We start from the raw sequence: 18,199 nt of genomic DNA, 5'->3' as shown, positions 1-18,199 counted from the left end.
ATTTTGGGGATCTGTTTGAAACGGCGTATCGAGATCGGCATCCTCTATTCCCGCTCGGGAAGCTACCAGCTCGTCTCCGATGCGTGCCGGATGGGCGCCATGCGCGCCATCGCCGACACCAATGCCGACCGCGGCTCGGGTATCGAACTGATGCCCGTCGAGCGTGACCCGCAAAGCAATGCCGATCGCTATGCGACGCTCTGCGAGGACATCTTCAAGACCAGCAGCGCCCGCCATGTCGTCGGCTGCGTCACTTCCTGGAGTCGCAAGGAGACCATTCCGGTGCTGGAAAAAGCCGGCGGCATGCTCTGGTACGCCTGCCCCTATGAAGGCTTCGAGGCCAACGAGCACGTCGTCTACATGCACGCTTGCCCAAACCAGCATCTGGTGCCGCTGATGGCCCATGTCGTGCCCCGCTTCGGCGCCAACGGCTTCCTGCTCGGCTCGAACTACATCTGGGGCTGGGAGATGAACCGCGTGGCGCGCGACCTGATCGCGGATGCCGGCGGCAAGGTTCTGGGCGAGCGCTATCTGCGCATAGGCGAGACCGACGTGTCGCGGCTGATCGCCGAGATCCGGGCGACGCGGCCGAACTTCGTCCTCAACAACCTGATCGGCACCTCCTCCTACGCCTTCCTGGCGGCCTACCGCGACCTGGGCGTTGAGGACCCGGCCTTCAGCCCCGAGGTGTGCCCGATCATCTCCTGCAACCTCACCGAGGGTGAGCTGCCGGCGATCGGCGAAACCGGCAAGGGGCATTTGTCGGTCGGGCCGTATTTCGCGCCTCGCCCGGCGGCCTTCGCCTCGTCTTTCGAGGCCTCCGCCTATGCCTCCGTGCAAGTGATGGCCGACGTGCTCTCGCGTGATCCCGACGCCGGTCCGGCGGAATTTTCCAAGGCCTTCGCCGAACGGCGCTTCTCCACCCGGCTCGGCCCGATTGCTATCGACGCTCATTCCCAGCACGCAACGCTGCCGGTAATCATCGGCCGGATCGCCGACGGCTTCTTCGAGGTCGTCAGCCGGCAGCACGAGGTCGCGCCCGATCCGTACCTGTCACGCTACGACCCCGCCACGACATTCGGCCGGCCGCGCCTGAGGGTGGTGTCGTGACCAGGCCATCGCGCATCCCGAATCTCGGCGGCGCCAGGGCATTCATCCTGCATCGCCCGCACCCGACCGTGCAGGCCATCACCAGGCAGTTGTCCGCCATCGGCCTGGTCACCGTCGACTGCTGGCCCGAACTGCCGCCTGAAGCGCTGGCCGCCGATTTCGTGTTCTTCGACGCCGATCTCGGTTTCGACGAGCAATTCCCGTGGAAGGCCGGCGAGGCGCCGATGCCGCTGGTGGCGCTGATCGGTTCGGAGGCGCCCGGCCGCATCGAATGGGCTCTCTCGCACAAGGCCGATGCGCAGCTCCTGAAGCCGGTCGGCACTGCCGGCGTCTACAGCGCGCTGCTGATCGCAAGGCAGAGTTTCGAGGCGCGAAAACATTTGGCCGGCGAGATCGCCTCGCTGCGTCAGCGTGTCGCCGAGCGCCAGACCATCGTGCGCGCCGTCGCGGCACTGTCGAAAGGCGCCGACGACGATCGCGCCTACGCGCAGCTGCGCTCGCTGGCGATGAGCTGGCAGATCAGTGTCGAGGATGCGGCGCGCCGCATCGTGGCAATGACCAATGAGGAAGTAACGGGTGAGGAAGGCGGCGATGACCACTCCTATCGCGCCTGACCTCCCGGCGGCCGCACGCATGCCGGTCAAGTCGCGCGCCGGCGTCTGGCGCCGGCTGGTCAAACGCCGCCTGGCGCTGCTCGGTCTGTTCATCGTCGCCATCGTCCTTGCCGGCGCGATCCTCGCGCCATGGCTGACCGGCTATGACCCGAATGAGCAGATGTTCGACGGGCTGACGTTGGAAGGCTCGCCCTTGCCGCCTGACGCAAAATTCTGGCTGGGCACCGATCTGCTCGGCCGCGACCTGTTGACCCGCATCCTCTACGGCGCCCGCACCTCGCTGATCATCGGCATCGCCGCCAACGGCGTGGCGCTGTTGATCGGCACGCTGGTCGGCGTCACGGCGGGTTATTTCCGCGGCTGGATCGGCAGTGCTCTCATGCGCTTCACCGATCTGATGATGGCGTTTCCGGCATTGCTGCTCGCCATTTGTCTCGCGGCCGTGTTCGAGCCAAGTCTCTGGATCGTCGCTCTGGTCATCGCGCTGGTCAACTGGGTGCAGACCGCGCGTGTCATCTATACCGAAACCTCCTCGCTCGCCGAACGCGAGTTCATCGACGCCGAACGCACCATCGGGGCGAGCGCGCCGCGCATCCTGTTTCGTCACATCCTGCCGCATCTCCTGCCCACCATCATCGTCTGGGGCACGCTCGGCATCTCGACCACGGTGCTGCTGGAAGCAACGCTCTCCTTCCTCGGCATCGGCGTGCAGCCGCCGACGGCCTCCTGGGGCAACATCATCTTCGAGAACCAGACCTACTTCCAGGCGGCGCCCTGGCTGGTGTTCTTCCCGGGTGCGGCGATCCTGGCGCTGGCGCTGGCCTTCAACCTGATCGGCGACGCGCTGCGCGACATCCTCGATCCGACGCAAAGGGGCCGGGCATGATCGCCTATCTCGGCCGCCGCCTGATCCAGTCGCTGCTCATCCTGCTCGGCGTCTCGCTTATCACATTCGCGCTGCTTTATTTGCTGCCTGCCGACCCGGTGCGCCAGATCGCCGGCCGCAGCGCCACGCCGCAGACGGTCGAGAACATCCGCCAGCAGCTCGGCCTCGACCAGCCCTTCGTCGTCCAGTACTGGCACTATCTCACGAAGCTCGCCAGCGGCGATCTCGGCCGCTCCTACATCCAACGCTCCGAGGTCACCGAACTGATCGTCTCGCGGCTGCCGGCGAGCCTGCTCCTGATGGTCGGCGCCATCCTGTGCGAATTGCTGATCGGGCTCTCGATGGGCCTGATTGCGGCGGTGAAGCGCGGCACCGCCACCGACCAGACGCTGATGGTCGCCTCCTTCGTCGGCGTCTCGGCGCCGCAATTCGTCGTCGGCCTGCTTTTGCTCTACGTGTTCGCCGTGCGGCTCGGCTGGTTCCCGATCGGCGGCTACGGCACCTGGCGCCATCTGGTGCTGCCTTCGCTCACCATGGGCATTCTCGGCGCCGGCTGGTACGCGCGCATGATGCGCTCCTCGATGATCGACGTGCTCCGCCAGGATTATGTGCGCACCGCGCGCGCCAAGGGCCTGGCGCGCCGCGCCATCCTGTTCCGCCATGCGCTCCCCAACGCCATCCTGCCGGTCATCGCCATGATCGGCATCGACATCGGCATCTTCATGGGCGGCATCGTGGTGGTCGAAAGCGTGTTCGGCTGGCCAGGCATCGGCCAGCTCGCCTGGCAGGCGATCCAGCGCGTCGACATTCCGATCATCATGGGCGTGACGCTGGTGTCGGCCTTCGCCATCGTGCTCGGCAATCTCTTGGCCGACATCATCGCCCCGTTCATCGATCCCCGCATCAAGCTCAGATGAAACCAGAAAACCAACAGAGAAAGGGAACATAACAATGAAAAAGCTTCTCGCATCAACCGTGGCCGCATCGGCGCTGGCGCTGATGCTCGGCATGACGAGCGTCCGCGCCGAGGACGCCGTCGATCCCAACGCCAAGCAGGGCGGCGCCATCACCATCACCTACAAGGACGATGTCGCGACCCTCGACCCGGCGATCGGCTATGACTGGCAGAACTGGTCGATGATCAAGAGCCTGTTCGACGGGCTGATGGACTACGAGCCGGGTACCACGAACCTCAAGCCCGATCTCGCCGAAAGCTACGAGATTTCGCCCGAGGGCAAGACCTTCACCTTCAAGCTGCGCCATGGTGTGAAATTCCACAATGGCCGCGAAATGACCGCCGAGGACGTGAAATACTCGCTCGACCGCGTCACCAACCCGAAGACGCAGAGCCCCGGCGCCGGCTTCTTCGGCTCGATCAAGGGCTATGACGATGTCGCCGCCGGCAAGGCGGAGACACTATCGGGTGTCACCGTGGTCGACCCCTATACCGTCAAGTTCGAGCTGACCCGGCCCGACGCCACCTTCCTGCATGTCATGGCCATCAACTTCTCGCATGTCGTGCCGAAGGAAGAGGTTGAGAAATATGGCGCCGATTTCGGCAAGCATCCGGTCGGCACCGGCGCCTTCAAGCTCGCGGAGTGGACGCTCGGCCAGCGCATCGTCTTCGAGCGCAACGCGGACTACTGGCATAAGGGACTGCCGCATCTGGACAAGATCACCTTCGAGATCGGCCAGGAGCCGATCGTGGCGCTGCTGCGCCTTCAGAAGGGCGAGATCGACGTGCCCGGCGACGGCATTCCGCCGGCCAAGTTCCAGGAGGTGATGGCCGATCCCGAGCAGAAGGCGCGCGTCGTGGAGGGCGGGCAACTGCACACCGGCTACGTCACCATGAACACCACCATGGCGCCGTTCGACAATGTGAAGGTGCGCCAGGCGGTCAACATGGCGATCAACAAGGCGCGCGTCGTGCAGATCATCAACAACCGCGCCGTGCCGGCCAACCAGCCGCTGCCGCCGTCGATGCCGGGCTACGACAAGGCGTACAAGGGCTATCCCTATGACGTCGCCAAGGCCAAGGCGCTGCTGGCCGAAGCCGGCCATCCCGACGGCTTCGAGACGCAGCTTTTCGCCATGAACACCGATCCCAATCCGCGCATCGCGCAGGCGATCCAGCAGGATTTGGCGGCGATCGGCATCAAGGCCAGCATCCAGTCGCTCGCCCAGGCAAACGTCATCGCCGCCGGCGGCGATAAGGCCGGCGCGCCGATGATCTGGTCCGGCGGCATGGCCTGGATCGCCGACTTCCCGGACCCATCGAACTTCTACGGTCCGATCCTCGGCTGCGCCGGCGCGGTGCCTGGCGGCTGGAACTGGTCGTGGTATTGCAACAAGGACCTCGACGCCAAGGCGGCCGAGGCCGACTCGGTGGTCGACCCAGCCAAATCAGGCGAGCGCGACAAGATGTGGAGCGCCATCTACGACAAGGTGATGGAGGACGCGCCCTGGGCGCCGGTCTTCAACGAGCAGCGCTTTACCATGAAGTCCGCGCGCATGGGCGGCGCCGACAACCTCTATGTCGACCCGGTCCATATCCCGATCAACTACGACAATGTGTATGTAAAAGATGTGCAATAACTGCGACTACACCATCCACGGACGCCATCACCATTTCGGCTGGGACAATTCCTTTGCCCCGGCGCAGCGCGTGGCGCCCGGCTCGATCATCGAGTTTCAGTGCCTCGATTCCTCCGGTGGCCAGCTCAAGCCCGACAGCACCGTCGCCGACATCGCCAAGCTCGACTTCGCCGGGATCAACCCTGTCACCGGGCCGATCTTCGTCGAGGGCGCCGAGCCGGGCGACGCGCTGAAGGTGACGATCGAGATGTTCAAACCGTCCGGCTTCGGCTGGACGGCGAACATTCCAGGTTTCGGCCTGCTCGCCGACGACTTCAAGCAGCCGGCGCTCAACATCTGGAAATACGATGCCGCCTCGCTGGAGCCGGCCTTGTTCGGCAAGAACGGCCGCGTGCCGCTGAAACCCTTCGCCGGCACCATCGGCAACGCGCCGGGCGAGATGGGCCATCACTCGGTGGTGCCGCCCCGCCGCGTCGGCGGCAATCTGGACATTCGCGACCTCGCCGCCGGCACAACGCTCTATCTGCCGGTGGAGGTGGCCGGCGCGCTGTTTTCGGTCGGCGACACGCATGCCGCGCAGGGCGATGGCGAGGTCTGCGGCACGGCGATCGAAAGCCCGATGGACGTCGTGCTCAAGCTCGACCTTGTCAAGGACGCCAGGCTGAAGATGCCGCGCTTCACCACGCCCGGCCCGGTGACGCGCCACCTCGACACCAAGGGTTACGAGGTGACCACGGGCATCGGCCCGGACCTGATGACCGGCGCGAAAGAGGCGGTCGCCCAGATGATCGACCTGCTCGCCGGCCGTTACCAGATCGATCCGGTCGAGGCCTATATGCTGGCCTCGGTCTGTGGCGATCTCAGGATCAGCGAGATCGTCGACATGCCGAACTGGGTGGTGTCGTTCTACTTCCCGCGCTGCGTGTTCGAATGATGTTCGGTCGGCGCTGCACCCCCACCCCGCTGCTTCGCAGCGACCCTCCCCACAAGGGGGAGAGTAAAAAACCGGCGCCCTACCTCCCCCTTGTGGGGAGGTCGGACCGAAGGTCCGGGTGGGGGGCGCCACAGAATAAATCCCTTGCAGGTTTGCGTCTGCAATGACATCAGCCACCGAAACCATTCTCGACATCGCCAATCTCTCCGTCTCCGTGCGTGGCGAGGACGGCGAGCGCGACGTCGTCTCCAACCTCTCTCTGACGCTTTCACGCGGCGAGACGCTCTGCATCGCCGGCGAATCCGGCTCCGGCAAATCGATGACCGCGCTGGCGATCATGCAACTACTGCCGCGGCCCGCCGCGCGCATATCTTCGGGCACGATCCGCCTTCTTGGCGGGGATGCGGGCGACACCGATCTCACAGCGCTCGACGAGCGCCGGATGCGCCGCATCCGCGGCGACCGCATCGCCATGATCTTCCAGGAGCCGATGACCTCGCTGAACCCGGTGCTGTCGATCGGCCGCCAGCTCACCGAATCCATCGAGGCGCATACCAGCCTCTCGCCCGCCGAGGCCCGAAGCCGCGCCAGCGAGGCGTTGAAGGCAGTGCGCATTTCGGAAGCCGAAAGCCGGCTGAAACAGTTTCCGCATGAGCTGTCCGGCGGTATGCGCCAGCGGGTGATGATCGCCATGGCGCTGGCGCTGGAACCCGACGTGCTGATCGCCGACGAGCCGACGACTGCGCTCGACGTCACCGTGCAGGGCGAGGTTCTGGAACTGCTGCGCGACCTGCAGCGCCAGCACGGCACCAGCGTCATCCTCATCACCCACGACATGGGCGTGGTCGCCGAAATGGCCGACCGCGTCATCATCATGCGGCATGGCCGCATGGTCGAGGAAGGCAAGACATCGGACATTTTCGCCAGGCCGCAAGCCGAGTACACACGCGAGCTGCTCGCCGCCGTGCCGCGCATCGGCACTGGCGCCGGCCGCCAGACATCGAAAGAGATTGCCGAGCCGGTTGCGCCGGCGAACGTCGCCGATGTCACCGATCTGCATGTCCGGTTCGACCTGCGTGGCGGCTTCTTCGGCCGGGTCAACCGGCGCGTCCATGCCGTCGAAGGCGTCAGCTTTTCGATCGCGCCCAACGAAACGCTGGCGCTGGTGGGCGAGTCCGGCTGCGGCAAGTCGACCACCGCCAAGGCGCTGGCCGGACTGGTGCCTTATACCGGCGACATCGTCATCGGCGGACGCAACCTGTCGGGCCTCGGCCGCGACGAGCGCAAGGCGGTGCGCCGCGACGTGCAGATGATCTTCCAGGACCCCTACGCTTCGCTCGACCCGCGCATGCGCGTCGGCGATCTCGTCGCCGAGCCGCTGGTCATCCATGGCGTCGCTTCGAAGGAGGAGCGCAGGGAGCGGGTGGCGGCATTATTCGAGCGTGTCGGCCTGTCGGCCGGCCAGATGGAGCTCTATCCCCACGAATTCTCCGGCGGCCAGCGCCAGCGCGTCTGCATCGCCCGTGCCCTGGCGCTCAGGCCGAAGCTGATCATCGCCGACGAAAGCGTTTCGGCCCTCGACGTTTCCGTGCAGGCGCGCGTGCTCGACCTGTTGAAGGAATTGCAGCGCGAATTCGGCGTCGCCTACCTCTTCATCTCCCATGATATGGCCGTAGTCGAAAACATCTCCGACCGCGTCGCCGTCATGTATCTCGGCCAGATCGTCGAGATGGGCACGCGCGACCAGGTTTTCTCCAACCCGCGCCACCCTTACACCAGGCGGCTGATCGAAGCTGTGCCGGTGCCCGATCCGGCGAAGCGCAGGAGCCGGTTCGCAAGGCTGGACCAGGAGATTCCGAGTGCGACGCGGAGGCTGGGCGAGAGCCCGCAGAGGCTGGCGCTGAGCGATGTCGGAGGCGGTCACCTGGTGGCGGGGTGAGGGTATGCTGCTCATGTGGGGCGGCGCCGACGCTTCCTGTGGCAACTGCAGCCATATCCGGGCCGCGACGGCTGTCCCGATCCCATCAATACCCAAGCGCCATTCCGTCCTTGCGTGGGTCCGACGCCCCGGTCAGCGTTCCCTTTTCCCAGTCGATCAGCACCGCCTGGCCGCCGCCGAGCGGGTGGTGCGGCTGGGTGATGGCATGGCCGCGGCGGCGCAGGCCTTCGATCGCATCAGCGGGAACACCGCGCTCGGCCTCCACCATGCCGTCATTGTAGAACACTCGCGGCGCATCGAGCGCCTGCTGCGGATCCATGCCGAAGTCGAGCATGTTGGTCAAAAGATGGACGTGGCCGAACGGCTGGTAGCCGCCGCCCATGACGCCGAACGGCATCACCACGCGGCCGTTTCGCGTCGCCATGCCGGGCATGATCGTGTGCATCGGCCGCTTGCCGGGCGCGATGGCGTTCGGATGCGCCGGGTCGAGGCGGAAGCTCGAGCCGCGGTTCTGCAGCACCACGCCGGTCTTCGGGCCGACGACGCCGCTGCCGAAGGAATAATAGGTCGAGTTGATGAAGGAGACCGCGTTGCGGTCGCGGTCGACGATGGAGATGTAGACCGTGTCGCTGCCGGGCAGCTGCACATCCGGCAGGTGCGTCATGGCACGCTGGCGGTCGATCTCGGCGCGCAGCCGCTCGGCATAGGCGGCCGACAGAAGCTCTTTTACCGGCACCGGCACATGGTCCTGGTCGCCGAGGAAACGGTCGCGGTCGCGGTAGGCCAACCGCCCCGCTTCGATCTCCAAGTGCAGGCGCTCGGCGCCGCCGGGGTCGAGCTCGCCGAGCCTGAGCCCCGACAGCACATTCAGCATCACGAGCGCCGTCAGCCCCTGATTGTTCGGCGGCATCTGGTGGATCTCGTGGCCGCCATAGGAGACGCTGACCGGCGCTACATAATCGCCCTTGGTCGAAGCGAAATCCTCAAGCGAATGCAGTCCGCCCAACGCCCTGAGCCGGCTCACAATGTCGTCGGCCACGGTGCCTTCATAGAACCCGGCGCGGCCATGCCTGGCAATGATGCGTAAGGTGGCGGCAAGCTCCGGCTGCCGGTGCACGTCGCCGGCCCTGGGCGCCTCGCCGCCCGGCAGGAAAATGCGCGCGGCGTGCTCGTCGGCCGACAGGTCGGTCTCCGGTTCGGCCCAGTCGAAGGCGACGCGGTCATGCACGACATAGCCGTTCTCGGCATAGTTGATCGCCGGCGCCAACACCTCTGCAAGGTCCTTGCTGCCATGGTCTTCCAGCAGCCTGCACCAGGCGTCGATCGCGCCGGGCACGGTCACGGCATGCGGTCCCTGTTTGGGAAGTTCGCTGAAGCCTTTGTCGCGATACCAGTCCACGGTCGCCTTGGCGGGCGCCCGGCCGGAGCCATTGAAAGCCAGCACGTGTCCCTGCCCCGCGGGGCAATAGAGGACAAAGCAGTCGCCGCCTATGCCGGTCGATTGCGGCTCGACCACGCCCTGCACGGCGGCGGCGCAGACAGCGGCGTCCATGGCATTGCCGCCGGCGCGCAGCATGTCAATGGCTGCAAGCGTCGAAAGCGGATGCGAGGTCGCGGCGATCGCTTCGGTGGCACGGACCGGCGAGCGGCCGGGAAACTGGAAATCACGCATTCTGTCCGAATATCTCCTGGTCACTTGAAGCCAATTGGTCCGGTGAAATCAATGCCGTCTGCCGAAGATCTGCGCCACCGACAAGAGCACGACCGACAGCACGATCAGGCAGGTCGAGATGGCAGCGATCGTCGGGTCTATCTGGTCGCGCAGGGCGTTGAACATGCGGCGCGTCAAGGTCGTCGTCTCGCCGCCCGAGATGAACAGCGAAACCACCACTTCGTCGAAGGAGGTGATGAAGGCAAACAGCGCGCCCGAGACGATCGAGAAGCGGATCTGCGGCATGGTAACTTGCCAGAAGGCGGCTACGCGTCCGGCGCCCAGGCTGCGCGCCACGCGCTCCTGGTTCATGTCGTAGGAGCGCAGGCCCGAAAGCACCGTCAGCACCACCAGCGGCAGCGCCTGCACCGTATGCGCGATGACCAGGCCGGTCAGCGTGTTGTTCAGCCCGATGCGCGCGTAGAGGAAGAAAGTGCCGATGCCGATCAGGATCACAGGTACGATCAGCGATGCCGTCATCAGTGCGTTGATGCTGCCGTTGAAGCGCAGCGTGCCGCGATTGATGGCGTAGGCGGCGGCCGTGCCGAGCGGCGTCGCCACCAGCGCTGTCATAACGGCCACCTTGACCGAGACGACCGTCGCGTCGCGCCACTCCGGCGACTGGAAGTAGGTCTGGTACCAGCGCAGCGACCATTGCTGGGGCGGAAACTGCAGCAGCGTCGAATCCGAAAACGACATGATGACGATGATGACCGACGGCGCGATCAGGAACAGCAGCACGAGGCCGCCCAGCGCATAGAGCCACAGACGTTGCCGGTGCGAGATCGGCAGGCCGACATCTCCACTCATCGCGAACTCCACACACCTGTGGCGCGCGCGCCGAGCAGCCACTGGAACAGGCCGAGCAGCGCCAGCGTGACCGCGAGCAGCACGACGCCGAGCGCCGCGCCGGCGCCCCAGTTGGAATAGAGACTGGTGGTCTGTTCCATGCGCATCGCCCACATGACAACCTTGCCGCCGCCCATCAGCGCCGGCGTGACGAAAAAACCGAGGCACAGCACGAAGACGATGACCACGCCCGAGGCGAGGCCGGGCAGCGACAGCGGAAAGAAGATCTGCCGGAAGGTGGCGACGGGGCCGGCGCCCAGGTTCATCCCGGCGCGCAGGCAGTCGGTGTCGATGGTCTTCATCGAGGCGTAGAGCGGCAGCACCAGGAACGGCAGCAATATATGCGTCATGCCGATGACGACGCCGGAAAAATTGTTGGCCAGCGGCAGCGGCTGGCTGATGACTCCGAGGTCGATCAGCCAGCTGTTGATCAGCCCCTTGCGCTGCAGGATCACCAGCCAGGCATAGGTGCGCACCAGCACCGATGTCCAGAACGGCAGGATGACGAAGATCAGGCAGATCGACGCCGCCCGGCGCGGCAATTGCGACAGCATATAAGCCAAGGGATAGCCCAGCAGCACGCAAGCGGCGGTGACGATGAAGGCGACCTTGAAGGTGGTGAGGAAGGTCTTGATATAGGAGACTTGCTCGAAGAGGCGCGCATAGTTGGCGGCGCTCAAGACGCCGACCTCGTCGAACAGCGACAGCCAGAACAGCCAGCCGATCGGCACGATGATGATGGCAAAGACGAAGAACAGGCTTGGCGACAGCAGCGCCAGCAGCCGAAACTGCTCGCGCCGCGCATCGGCGCGCAACGCATGCGCGTTCAGGTCCTGGGTCATGGCGCCAATTGCCTCGTCCATCGTGGCGGTTTGCACGCTCATCAGTCCGCCGCCACCAGGATCGTATCCTGCGCATCGAGGCCAAGCGCGATCGGCTGCCCGGAGGCCGGCAACCTGGCCAGCACGTCGCTGCGGCAATAGTCGCGCAATGTCAGCTGCCTGCCGTCGCGCAGCACGGCGTAGCAGACGAAGCTGTCGCCCTGATAAATCACGTCACTGAGCGTCGCGCTGAGCACGTTGACGCCCTTGGCCGGCTCTGCATTTGACAGCAGCCGCAGCTTTTCCGGCCGCACCACCATCAGCTGCTGGCCCGATGCCGGCGCCGGCGCCGCGGTGTGGATTTGCCTGTCCTCGTACCAGACCGAACCGGAGCGGCATTCGACGGGAATGAAATTCGATTCCCCGATGAAGCCGGCGACGAACCGGGTGCGCGGCGCGGCGTAGAGAATTTCGGGCTTGTCGAGCTGCTCGATGCGCCCGGCATTCATGACGGCGATACGATCCGACATGGTAATCGCCTCGCGCTGGTCGTGCGTGACATAGACAGTCGTCATGCCAAGCCGCCGATGCAGGGCGCGCAGTTCGATCTGCATGTGCTCGCGCAGGCCCTTGTCCAACGCCGACAGCGGCTCGTCCATCAGCACGATGCGCGGCTCGAACACGATGGCACGCGCCAGCGCCACGCGCTGGCGCTGGCCACCGGAGAGCTGGTCGACGCGCCGTTCGCCGAGGCCCTGCAACTTCACCAGCTCCAGCGCTTTTTCGACGCGTTCCACCGTCTCGGCGGCCGGAACGCGGCGCTGCTTCAGCGGAAAGGCGATGTTGTGGAAGACGTTCATATGCGGGAACAGGGCATAGTTCTGGAACACCATGCCGATATTGCGCCTGTGCGGCGGCGTGGTGATGATCTCCTCGTCGCCGACCTTGATTGAGCCGGCATTGGCCCTGACGAATCCCGCCAGGATCATCAGCAGCGTCGTCTTTCCGGAGCCGGAAGGGCCGAGCAACGTCAGGAATTCGCCGGCCGCGACGTCGAGATTGAGGTCGCGCAGCACCGATACGGAGCCAAAACGTTTCTCTATCGCGCGCATGCCGATCGGCAGCGCGGATGGCGCAATGGACAAGATTGTTTTCTCCTAGGCAGGACTCCAAGAAGCAGGGCCAGGCGGCCCCGCAATGTCAGGGTTTCCGGTCTATTGCTGGATCAGATTGTTGAACTTCTCCGTCGCCTCGACGAGGTTGTCGCGCCAGAACTCGGCGTCCTGCAGCACCTGCTTCTTGACGTTCTCAGGCGACGAGTTGATGTCCTTGATCCGCTCCGGCGGGATCTTCCCGGTCTCGAACGCCTTCTCGTTGACCGGTCCGTTGTCGACATAAAGCGGCAGATTGGCCTGTAATTGCGGACTGACGAACATCGCCAGCGCCTTCATCGCGACCTCCTTGTTCTTGGCGCCCTTGGGAATGACCATGCAGTCGGCCGTGAGTACGCCCTGGTCGAAGGAGAAGCTGACCGGCGCGCCTTCCTTCTTCAAGGTGCCGGCGCGGCCGTTCCAGATGCTTGCCATGTCGACCTCGCCGTCCTTCACCAGTTGCATGGCCTGCGCGCCGGAAGTCCACCAGGCATCGACATGGCCACGGATCTTGTCGACCGATTTCAGCGCGCCGTCGATGTCGACAGGATAGACCTTGTCGATCGGAATGCCTTCGGCGAGGGCTGCAACGCTAAGCGTCTCCGTCGCCTGGCTGCTGCTCAGTGCGCGCCGTCCGGGAAACTTCTCCACATTCCAGAAGTCGGCCCAGGTCTTGGGGCCTTTGTCACCGAATACGTCGGTCCGGTAGACGAGTACCACGGAGGTGTAGGAGATGCCGACCCAGTCGTCATGCACGAGCTTGGGATTGATGCCGCTCTTGTCGATGAGGTTGTAGTCGAGCTTTTCGAAAAGCCCTTCCTTCGAGCCGCGCGCGCATTCGTCGGCGCCGAGCTCGGTGATGTCCCACTTCACCGCGTTGCCTGTCACCTGCAGGCGCACGTCATCGAGACCGTTGGTGGTGTCTTCCTTGATGGTGATGCCGAGCGCATCGGCGGTCGGCTTGAAGAAGGCCTTGGCCTGCGCCTCCTGATAGGTGCCGCCCCATGAGGCGACGGTAATGGTGTCGCCTGCCGCGGCGGGCGCCGTGACCGTGGCCATGAGGCCCGCTATGGCAACGACGCTAATGCCTTTGGTGCTGTTCATTTCGGTTCTCCAACCGGTGTTCCCATTGTTTTTGATTTCGCATGCGATTTTGTATACAATCTTGAGTGTAGCTCGGGGATCAGCGAAGTCAACACCGCTCGGCGGGGCCTTGGGGCCACCGACCCGGGGCCGGGGAATGGCAAAACGCGCCGATTTTGAATACAGCTACGCGCGAAACACATCGATTTCCGGCACGGACCGGAGACTGGATACGGAACTTGGCCAAGGAAACAAAAAACACGCTGCGCGACTCGGTCTATTCCGCGCTCAAGGCAATGATCGTGACCGGCCAGATCCCGCCGGGCGCGCGCGTCACCGAGAGCGACATTGCGGCAAAGCTGAATGTCAGCCGCACGCCCGTGCGCGAGGCCTTCAACCGCCTCGAGCGCGACGGGTTGGTCACCGGCCGGCCGCGGCAGGGCTACGCCGTCACCGAGTTCGACATAAACATGTTCCGCGAGGCCTTCGACATCCGCGAACTGCTCGACGGCCACGCCACCGAACTGGCGGCGGCTGCGGCCACCGAGAAAGACAAGGCGCGGCTGCGCGCCATGCTGGCCGAATGCGAGAGGCTGGCCGCCATTGCGGATCGAACCACAAGGGAAAAATTCCAGGAGCTTGAAGTCGGCATCGATCTGCACCGCGTCATCGCCGAAATCAGCGGCAATGCCATGCTGCACGGCATGCTGTGCGGCATCCTCGACAGGTGCCAGCACTATGTCTGGACGGAACTGCTGTGGCTCGACGAATGGAAGATCGCCCGCGACGAGCATGCCGAGATCGTCGATGCGATCTGCGCCGGCGACGCCAAGCGCGCCGGCGCCCTGGCGCGCGCCCATGTGCGCGGCTCGCGCGAGAACGTGCTGCGCCTGCTGCAGGCCAAATCGGATTACCAGAGCTTTCTGGCCAAGGCGTCGTGAGCGGGGTTGGACTTGGCGCGAAGCAACGCGTTAGCGATCTCGACTGGGCAGCCATGGATATTGCGGGTGGCGATGCTACCATAGGCCGGACGAACCTCGACAAGGACACTCCAGGTGCTTCCCTCGACAGGGCTTGAGCGATTGAGCGCATTTTCGGATGGCGTGTTCGCCGTCCTTATCACCGTGCTCGTGCTTGACCTGCGTCCACCGGAGGTGCCGACCTTCACCGCGTTGCTGGCCTTGTGGCCGACATGGCTGAGCTACGGCGTGAGCTATCTCTTCATCGCCATCGTCTGGGCGAATCACCATCATCTCCTGCGCCACGCCACGGCGGCGACGACCAGCCTGATGTGGTACAATTTCGCGCACCTGTTTTCGGTGTCGCTGCTGCCGTTGGCAACCGCGTGGATGGCGGTCAGCGAGCTGGCCCCGCAGCCGGTGGCGTTCTACGCGGTCGTCTTCTTCCTGGTGAACCTGACCTACATTCTCCTGATCCGGGAACTCATCGACCCGATGCCGGCCGACACCGTTCCGCTCAAGGTGCGCAAGGTCATGCGCATCCGCTCGATGGTGACGCTGTGCCTTTTCGGCTTGGCGGCGGTCGTCGCCCTGAAATACCCGATCGCCGGACTGGCGATCTGTTGCTGCTGCCTGACGGTCTATCTCCGGCCGGAAGCGCCGGGATCGCGCGCCGGCTGAGCGCAATGTCAGGTCATGCCGCCCGCGTCGGCTTTCGGCCTCGATCCGCCAGACCGCCCTGAATTTGCGCTGGGCAGTCTCCAGATGCTCGCCGCATCGCCACTTGGCCGCGTCAGGCCGCGCGGCTCGAACGGCAGGGTCGTTACGGTCGAAAATGATCAGTCGGCGGAGCGCTTCTCGAATACGGAGCGTGCGACCGGGGCTGCCGAGAAAGCGTTTGGCCATCCCGCGTAATAGGCGAGATGACTGATCACCTCCGAGGCCTCGGCGCGCGTCAGTCCATTATCCATGGCCCTGTTGAGATGATAGGGAATCTGCTCCACCTGACCGGCGGCGACCAGCGCGCTGACCGTCACCAGGCTGCGGTCGCGCGGCGCGAGATCGGGACGCAGCCACAGGTCGCGAAACAGCACTTCCGTCGTGTCGCGCACCAGGCCCGGCGACGCCGGTCCCGTGCCTTGCTCGACCCGTGCGGCACGATCGGCCTCCGCCTTTTCGTCGAGCGGCAGCAAATCGACGACAGCCTTGGGGAGCTGGTCCGACCCGATGCCGCGTGCCTCGAACACCGCTTTGGCGATCGCCGTGGCTGCCATCGCGTTGCCCCACCCGGCATAGAAGGCAAGATGCGTGATCATCTCCGAGATCTCGGCCGGCTTCACGCCACTGTCGAGGGCGAGGCTCAACTGCTCCGGCAGGAGTATGCCCTGGTTGCGGGTGACCACCGCCGCGATGGTGACGATGCTGCGATCGCGCCGCGACAGGCCGGGGCGCTTCCAAACGTCATTGGCAAGCTTGTCCGTCGCATAGCGCGCAAGGGCGGGCGAGACGGCCTGCACATCCTCTGGAGGCAGGCTGCCGGTCTGCGATCCCGTCTGCGCCGCAGCGTCGGCAGCCCCCATCGACAAAGCGAGTGCGAGAATGGTTGAAGGTTTCATGATGATGCCTTTCGTTCCTGCGTACGGTCAGCGGTATTGCTCGTCGGAGACAGGCTCCAGCCAGTCGACATTCTTGCCGTCATGCATGTAGCTCAACGCGATATGGGCCATCGGGCTGGTGGCGGTCGCGCCATGCCAGTGCTTCACCCCGGCGGGAATCCAGACGACGTCGCCTGGATTGATGACGCGGGCCTCCTTGCCGTCTTCGCGAATCCAGCCTTGGCCTGATGTGACGATCAGCAATTGACCGGCAGGATGGGTGTGCCAGACGGTGCGCGCTCCGGGAGCAAAGTTCACCAGCCCTGTGCTTGCGCGCGTTATCTCGGTGGCGGGAAACAGCGCAGTGACGACCGCTTGCCCGGTAAAGTTTTCTGCCGCTCCGATCATCGCCGGCGTGCTGCCGTTTGTCCGGATTTCGATGCCCTGCGCTTGGACGGGCATGGTTCCCGCCACACTCGCGGCCGCTGCTGTCAGGATTTTCTTCATTTTGGTCTCCTTGAGGTTTGCTCCCCTGCATTTGTGGGCTGAACCCAGCGCGGCGCTTACAGACGAAGCAGCGTCTTGATCGCCCGCCTCTCATCCATGGCGCGATAGCCCTCGGCGACATCGGCCAGCGGCAGGGTCAGGTCGAAGACCTTGCCGGGATTGATCTTGCGCTCCAGCACCAGATCCATCAGATGCGGAAGAAAACGGCGCACGGGCGCGGGGCCGCCGAGCAGGCTCTTCTGGGCGAAGAAGAGGCCCTGGCCGTCGAGCTGGACGCCATGCGGCACGCCGACGAAGCCGATCGAGCCGCCGGGGCGGGCACAGTTGATCGCCTGCATCATGGATTCCTGCGTGCCGACGCATTCCAGCACGGATTCCGCGCCGACGCCGCGGGTCAGATCCTTGATCCGCGCCACGCCGTCATCGCCGCGCTCCGAAATGATATCGGTGGCGCCGAATTCGAGCGCGAGATCCTGGCGCGTCTTGTGGCGGCTCATGGCGATGATGCGCTCCGCGCCCATCTGCTTGGCCGCGAGCACGCCCATCAGCCCGACCGCGCCGTCACCCACGACGACCGCGGTCGCGCCGGGCTCGACGCGCGCGGCGTCGGCGGCATACCAGCCGGTGCCAAGCACATCCGATGCCGCCAGCAGGCTCGGGATCAGATCGTCCTCGGGCATGCCGGGGGTGGCGACCAGCGTGCCGTCGGCAAGTGGCACGCGCAGCATCGGCGCCTGCGCCCGGCTCATGAACTCGCGCTGCTCGCAGGACGAGGGGAAGCCGAAGCGGCAATGCGGGCAGGTGTTGTCGGAGGTGCAGAACGAGCCGACGACGAACTGGCCGGGCTTCACCGCTCTCACCGCGCTGCCCACTTCCACCACCACGCCGCAATATTCGTGGCCCATATGCATCGGTTCGTTCAGCGGCTGGAGCCCGCGATAGGGCCACAGGTCGGAGCCGCAGATGCAGGTGGCCGAGAGCTTGAGGATGGCGTCGGTGGGATGAAGGATTTCGGGCTCCGCCACTTCCTCGCAGCGGATGTCGCCGGCACCGTAGAGAACTGTTCCGAGCATGGTTTTCTCCTTGAGCCTATGTCAGGCGTTCTATGCGTATGTTGAAGCGTCCGCCGCGCAGCAGCGGCGCGATACCGCTGTCGAGCCGGCCGAGCCGGATCAGGCCGCGCGAATACCGGTAGGGGCCATAAAAGAAGATGAGATTGCCCCAGGGCGCGTAGTAGGCGATGTCGCCGATGGCCTCACTGTCGAACGGGCCGCTGCCCTCGATCCGCAATTTGCGCGGCAGGTAGCCGATCTTCTCGACGGATGCGTAGTCTTCCAGTGTCAGGTCCAGCGGCAGCATCGCGGCGAAATCCTGCGCGCTCGGATTGTCGAACAGGGAGGCCGTCAGGCGCATCGCGTCCACTTCAATAGCAATCCTCATCAACG

18 protein-coding genes are annotated in these 18,199 nt (G+C 64.9%); 9 read left to right on the top strand and 9 right to left on the bottom strand.

Annotation, left to right across the window (positions count from 1 at the left end):
• The first annotated feature begins 15 nt into the window (after positions 1-15).
• The 7 genes from FJ443_RS01390 to FJ443_RS01360 all read left to right on the top strand — a co-directional run bounded on the left by FJ443_RS01390 (position 16) and on the right by FJ443_RS01360 (position 8,078).
• Positions 16-1,110 carry a transporter substrate-binding protein gene (locus tag FJ443_RS01390; RefSeq protein WP_140491563.1) on the top strand — a complete coding sequence of 365 codons (1,095 nt, stop codon included), beginning with the start codon at positions 16-18 and terminating at the stop codon, positions 1,108-1,110.
• Positions 1,107-1,724: an ANTAR domain-containing protein gene (locus tag FJ443_RS01385; protein ID WP_140491561.1), complete on the top strand. Its 618-nt coding sequence runs from the start codon at positions 1,107-1,109 to the stop codon at positions 1,722-1,724. The genes FJ443_RS01390 and FJ443_RS01385 overlap by 4 nt, the downstream gene beginning before the upstream one ends.
• Before the next feature lie 19 nt (positions 1,725-1,743).
• Positions 1,744-2,610: an ABC transporter permease gene (locus tag FJ443_RS01380; protein WP_210239460.1), complete on the top strand. Its 867-nt coding sequence runs from the start codon at positions 1,744-1,746 to the stop codon at positions 2,608-2,610.
• Positions 2,607-3,527, top strand: a complete 921-nt coding sequence (locus FJ443_RS01375; protein ID WP_140491557.1) for an ABC transporter permease — start codon at positions 2,607-2,609, stop codon at positions 3,525-3,527. The genes FJ443_RS01380 and FJ443_RS01375 overlap by 4 nt, the downstream gene beginning before the upstream one ends.
• Before the next feature lie 34 nt (positions 3,528-3,561).
• Positions 3,562-5,205 (top strand): ABC transporter substrate-binding protein, encoded by a 1,644-nt coding sequence (locus FJ443_RS01370; protein ID WP_140662485.1) that lies wholly within the window; start codon positions 3,562-3,564, stop codon positions 5,203-5,205.
• Entirely contained in the window at positions 5,195-6,139 is a 945-nt protein-coding gene (locus FJ443_RS01365) for an acetamidase/formamidase family protein (protein ID WP_140625239.1), read from the top strand. The genes FJ443_RS01370 and FJ443_RS01365 overlap by 11 nt, the downstream gene beginning before the upstream one ends.
• A 163-nt stretch (positions 6,140-6,302) precedes the next feature.
• Positions 6,303-8,078 (top strand): ABC transporter ATP-binding protein, encoded by a 1,776-nt coding sequence (locus tag FJ443_RS01360; RefSeq protein WP_140662483.1) that lies wholly within the window; start codon positions 6,303-6,305, stop codon positions 8,076-8,078.
• An 85-nt stretch (positions 8,079-8,163) separates the two neighbouring features.
• Here the strand turns inward: FJ443_RS01360 and ggt are convergent, their stop codons facing one another.
• The 5 genes from ggt to FJ443_RS01335 all read right to left on the bottom strand — a co-directional run bounded on the left by ggt (position 8,164) and on the right by FJ443_RS01335 (position 13,714).
• Complete coding sequence (gene ggt / locus FJ443_RS01355) at positions 8,164-9,750, bottom strand: gamma-glutamyltransferase (protein WP_140563703.1); 1,587 nt, start codon at positions 9,748-9,750, stop codon at positions 8,164-8,166.
• A 48-nt stretch (positions 9,751-9,798) separates the two neighbouring features.
• A complete protein-coding gene (locus FJ443_RS01350) occupies positions 9,799-10,599 on the bottom strand; it encodes an ABC transporter permease (RefSeq protein ID WP_140559092.1) in 801 nt (266 codons plus the stop codon).
• Positions 10,596-11,522 (bottom strand): ABC transporter permease, encoded by a 927-nt coding sequence (locus FJ443_RS01345; RefSeq protein WP_140662479.1) that lies wholly within the window; start codon positions 11,520-11,522, stop codon positions 10,596-10,598. Before FJ443_RS01345 ends, FJ443_RS01350 begins: the two co-directional genes overlap by 4 nt.
• Positions 11,522-12,604: an ABC transporter ATP-binding protein gene (locus FJ443_RS01340; protein ID WP_140524271.1), complete on the bottom strand. Its 1,083-nt coding sequence runs from the start codon at positions 12,602-12,604 to the stop codon at positions 11,522-11,524. Before FJ443_RS01340 ends, FJ443_RS01345 begins: the two co-directional genes overlap by 1 nt.
• A 69-nt stretch (positions 12,605-12,673) precedes the next feature.
• Positions 12,674-13,714, bottom strand: coding sequence for an ABC transporter substrate-binding protein (locus FJ443_RS01335; RefSeq protein ID WP_140514265.1), 1,041 nt, complete (start codon positions 13,712-13,714; stop codon positions 12,674-12,676).
• Positions 13,715-13,932: 218 nt separating this feature from the next.
• Between FJ443_RS01335 and FJ443_RS01330 the strand changes: the two genes are divergently transcribed.
• Both FJ443_RS01330 and FJ443_RS01325 read left to right on the top strand, forming a co-directional pair.
• The gene (locus FJ443_RS01330) at positions 13,933-14,634 is read left to right on the top strand and encodes a GntR family transcriptional regulator (protein WP_181175055.1); all 702 of its coding nucleotides are present in this window, start codon (positions 13,933-13,935) and stop codon (positions 14,632-14,634) included.
• A 141-nt stretch (positions 14,635-14,775) separates the two neighbouring features.
• Positions 14,776-15,333: a TMEM175 family protein gene (locus FJ443_RS01325; protein WP_246670963.1), complete on the top strand. Its 558-nt coding sequence runs from the start codon at positions 14,776-14,778 to the stop codon at positions 15,331-15,333.
• A 158-nt stretch (positions 15,334-15,491) separates the two neighbouring features.
• On the opposite strand, the gene FJ443_RS01320 is transcribed toward FJ443_RS01325, so the two are convergent.
• From FJ443_RS01320 to FJ443_RS01305, 4 genes are all read right to left on the bottom strand, one after another.
• Positions 15,492-16,232, bottom strand: coding sequence for a carboxymuconolactone decarboxylase family protein (locus FJ443_RS01320; protein ID WP_348640072.1), 741 nt, complete (start codon positions 16,230-16,232; stop codon positions 15,492-15,494).
• Between the two features lie 63 nt (positions 16,233-16,295).
• A complete protein-coding gene (locus FJ443_RS01315; protein WP_140662475.1) occupies positions 16,296-16,754 on the bottom strand; it encodes a cupin domain-containing protein in 459 nt (152 codons plus the stop codon).
• 56 nt (positions 16,755-16,810) lie between these two features.
• Positions 16,811-17,827, bottom strand: coding sequence for a zinc-dependent alcohol dehydrogenase family protein (locus FJ443_RS01310; protein WP_140662473.1), 1,017 nt, complete (start codon positions 17,825-17,827; stop codon positions 16,811-16,813).
• Between the two features lie 16 nt (positions 17,828-17,843).
• Entirely contained in the window at positions 17,844-18,194 is a 351-nt protein-coding gene (locus FJ443_RS01305; protein ID WP_318012490.1) for a cyclophilin-like fold protein, read from the bottom strand.
• Positions 18,195-18,199 lie beyond the last annotated feature (5 nt).

It is taken from the genome of Mesorhizobium sp. B2-6-1, assembly GCF_006440475.1.
In the GTDB taxonomy this organism is placed as follows: Bacteria; Pseudomonadota; Alphaproteobacteria; order Rhizobiales; family Rhizobiaceae; genus Mesorhizobium.
Note: the sequence above shows the minus strand (reverse complement) of the source record. Positions and strands in the feature narration are given on the sequence as shown.

Bases quoted from the DNA above. Each gene is read 5' to 3' on its own strand.
- FJ443_RS01375 (WP_140491557.1), top strand. From the start codon at position 2,607: ATGATCGCCTATCTCGGCCGCCGCCTGATCCAGTCGCTGCTCATCCTG.
- FJ443_RS01315 (WP_140662475.1), bottom strand. From the start codon at position 16,754: ATGAAGAAAATCCTGACAGCAGCGGCCGCGAGTGTGGCGGGAACCATG.
- FJ443_RS01335 (WP_140514265.1), bottom strand. From the start codon at position 13,714: ATGAACAGCACCAAAGGCATTAGCGTCGTTGCCATAGCGGGCCTCATG.
- FJ443_RS01320 (WP_348640072.1), bottom strand. From the start codon at position 16,232: ATGGGGGCTGCCGACGCTGCGGCGCAGACGGGATCGCAGACCGGCAGC.
- FJ443_RS01345 (WP_140662479.1), bottom strand. From the start codon at position 11,522: ATGAGCGTGCAAACCGCCACGATGGACGAGGCAATTGGCGCCATGACC.
- ggt (WP_140563703.1), bottom strand. From the start codon at position 9,750: ATGCGTGATTTCCAGTTTCCCGGCCGCTCGCCGGTCCGTGCCACCGAA.
- FJ443_RS01380 (WP_210239460.1), top strand. From the start codon at position 1,744: ATGCCGGTCAAGTCGCGCGCCGGCGTCTGGCGCCGGCTGGTCAAACGC.
- FJ443_RS01305 (WP_318012490.1), bottom strand. From the start codon at position 18,194: ATGAGGATTGCTATTGAAGTGGACGCGATGCGCCTGACGGCCTCCCTG.
- FJ443_RS01350 (WP_140559092.1), bottom strand. From the start codon at position 10,599: ATGAGTGGAGATGTCGGCCTGCCGATCTCGCACCGGCAACGTCTGTGG.
- FJ443_RS01365 (WP_140625239.1), top strand. From the start codon at position 5,195: ATGTGCAATAACTGCGACTACACCATCCACGGACGCCATCACCATTTC.
- FJ443_RS01370 (WP_140662485.1), top strand. From the start codon at position 3,562: ATGAAAAAGCTTCTCGCATCAACCGTGGCCGCATCGGCGCTGGCGCTG.
- FJ443_RS01360 (WP_140662483.1), top strand. From the start codon at position 6,303: ATGACATCAGCCACCGAAACCATTCTCGACATCGCCAATCTCTCCGTC.
- FJ443_RS01310 (WP_140662473.1), bottom strand. From the start codon at position 17,827: ATGCTCGGAACAGTTCTCTACGGTGCCGGCGACATCCGCTGCGAGGAA.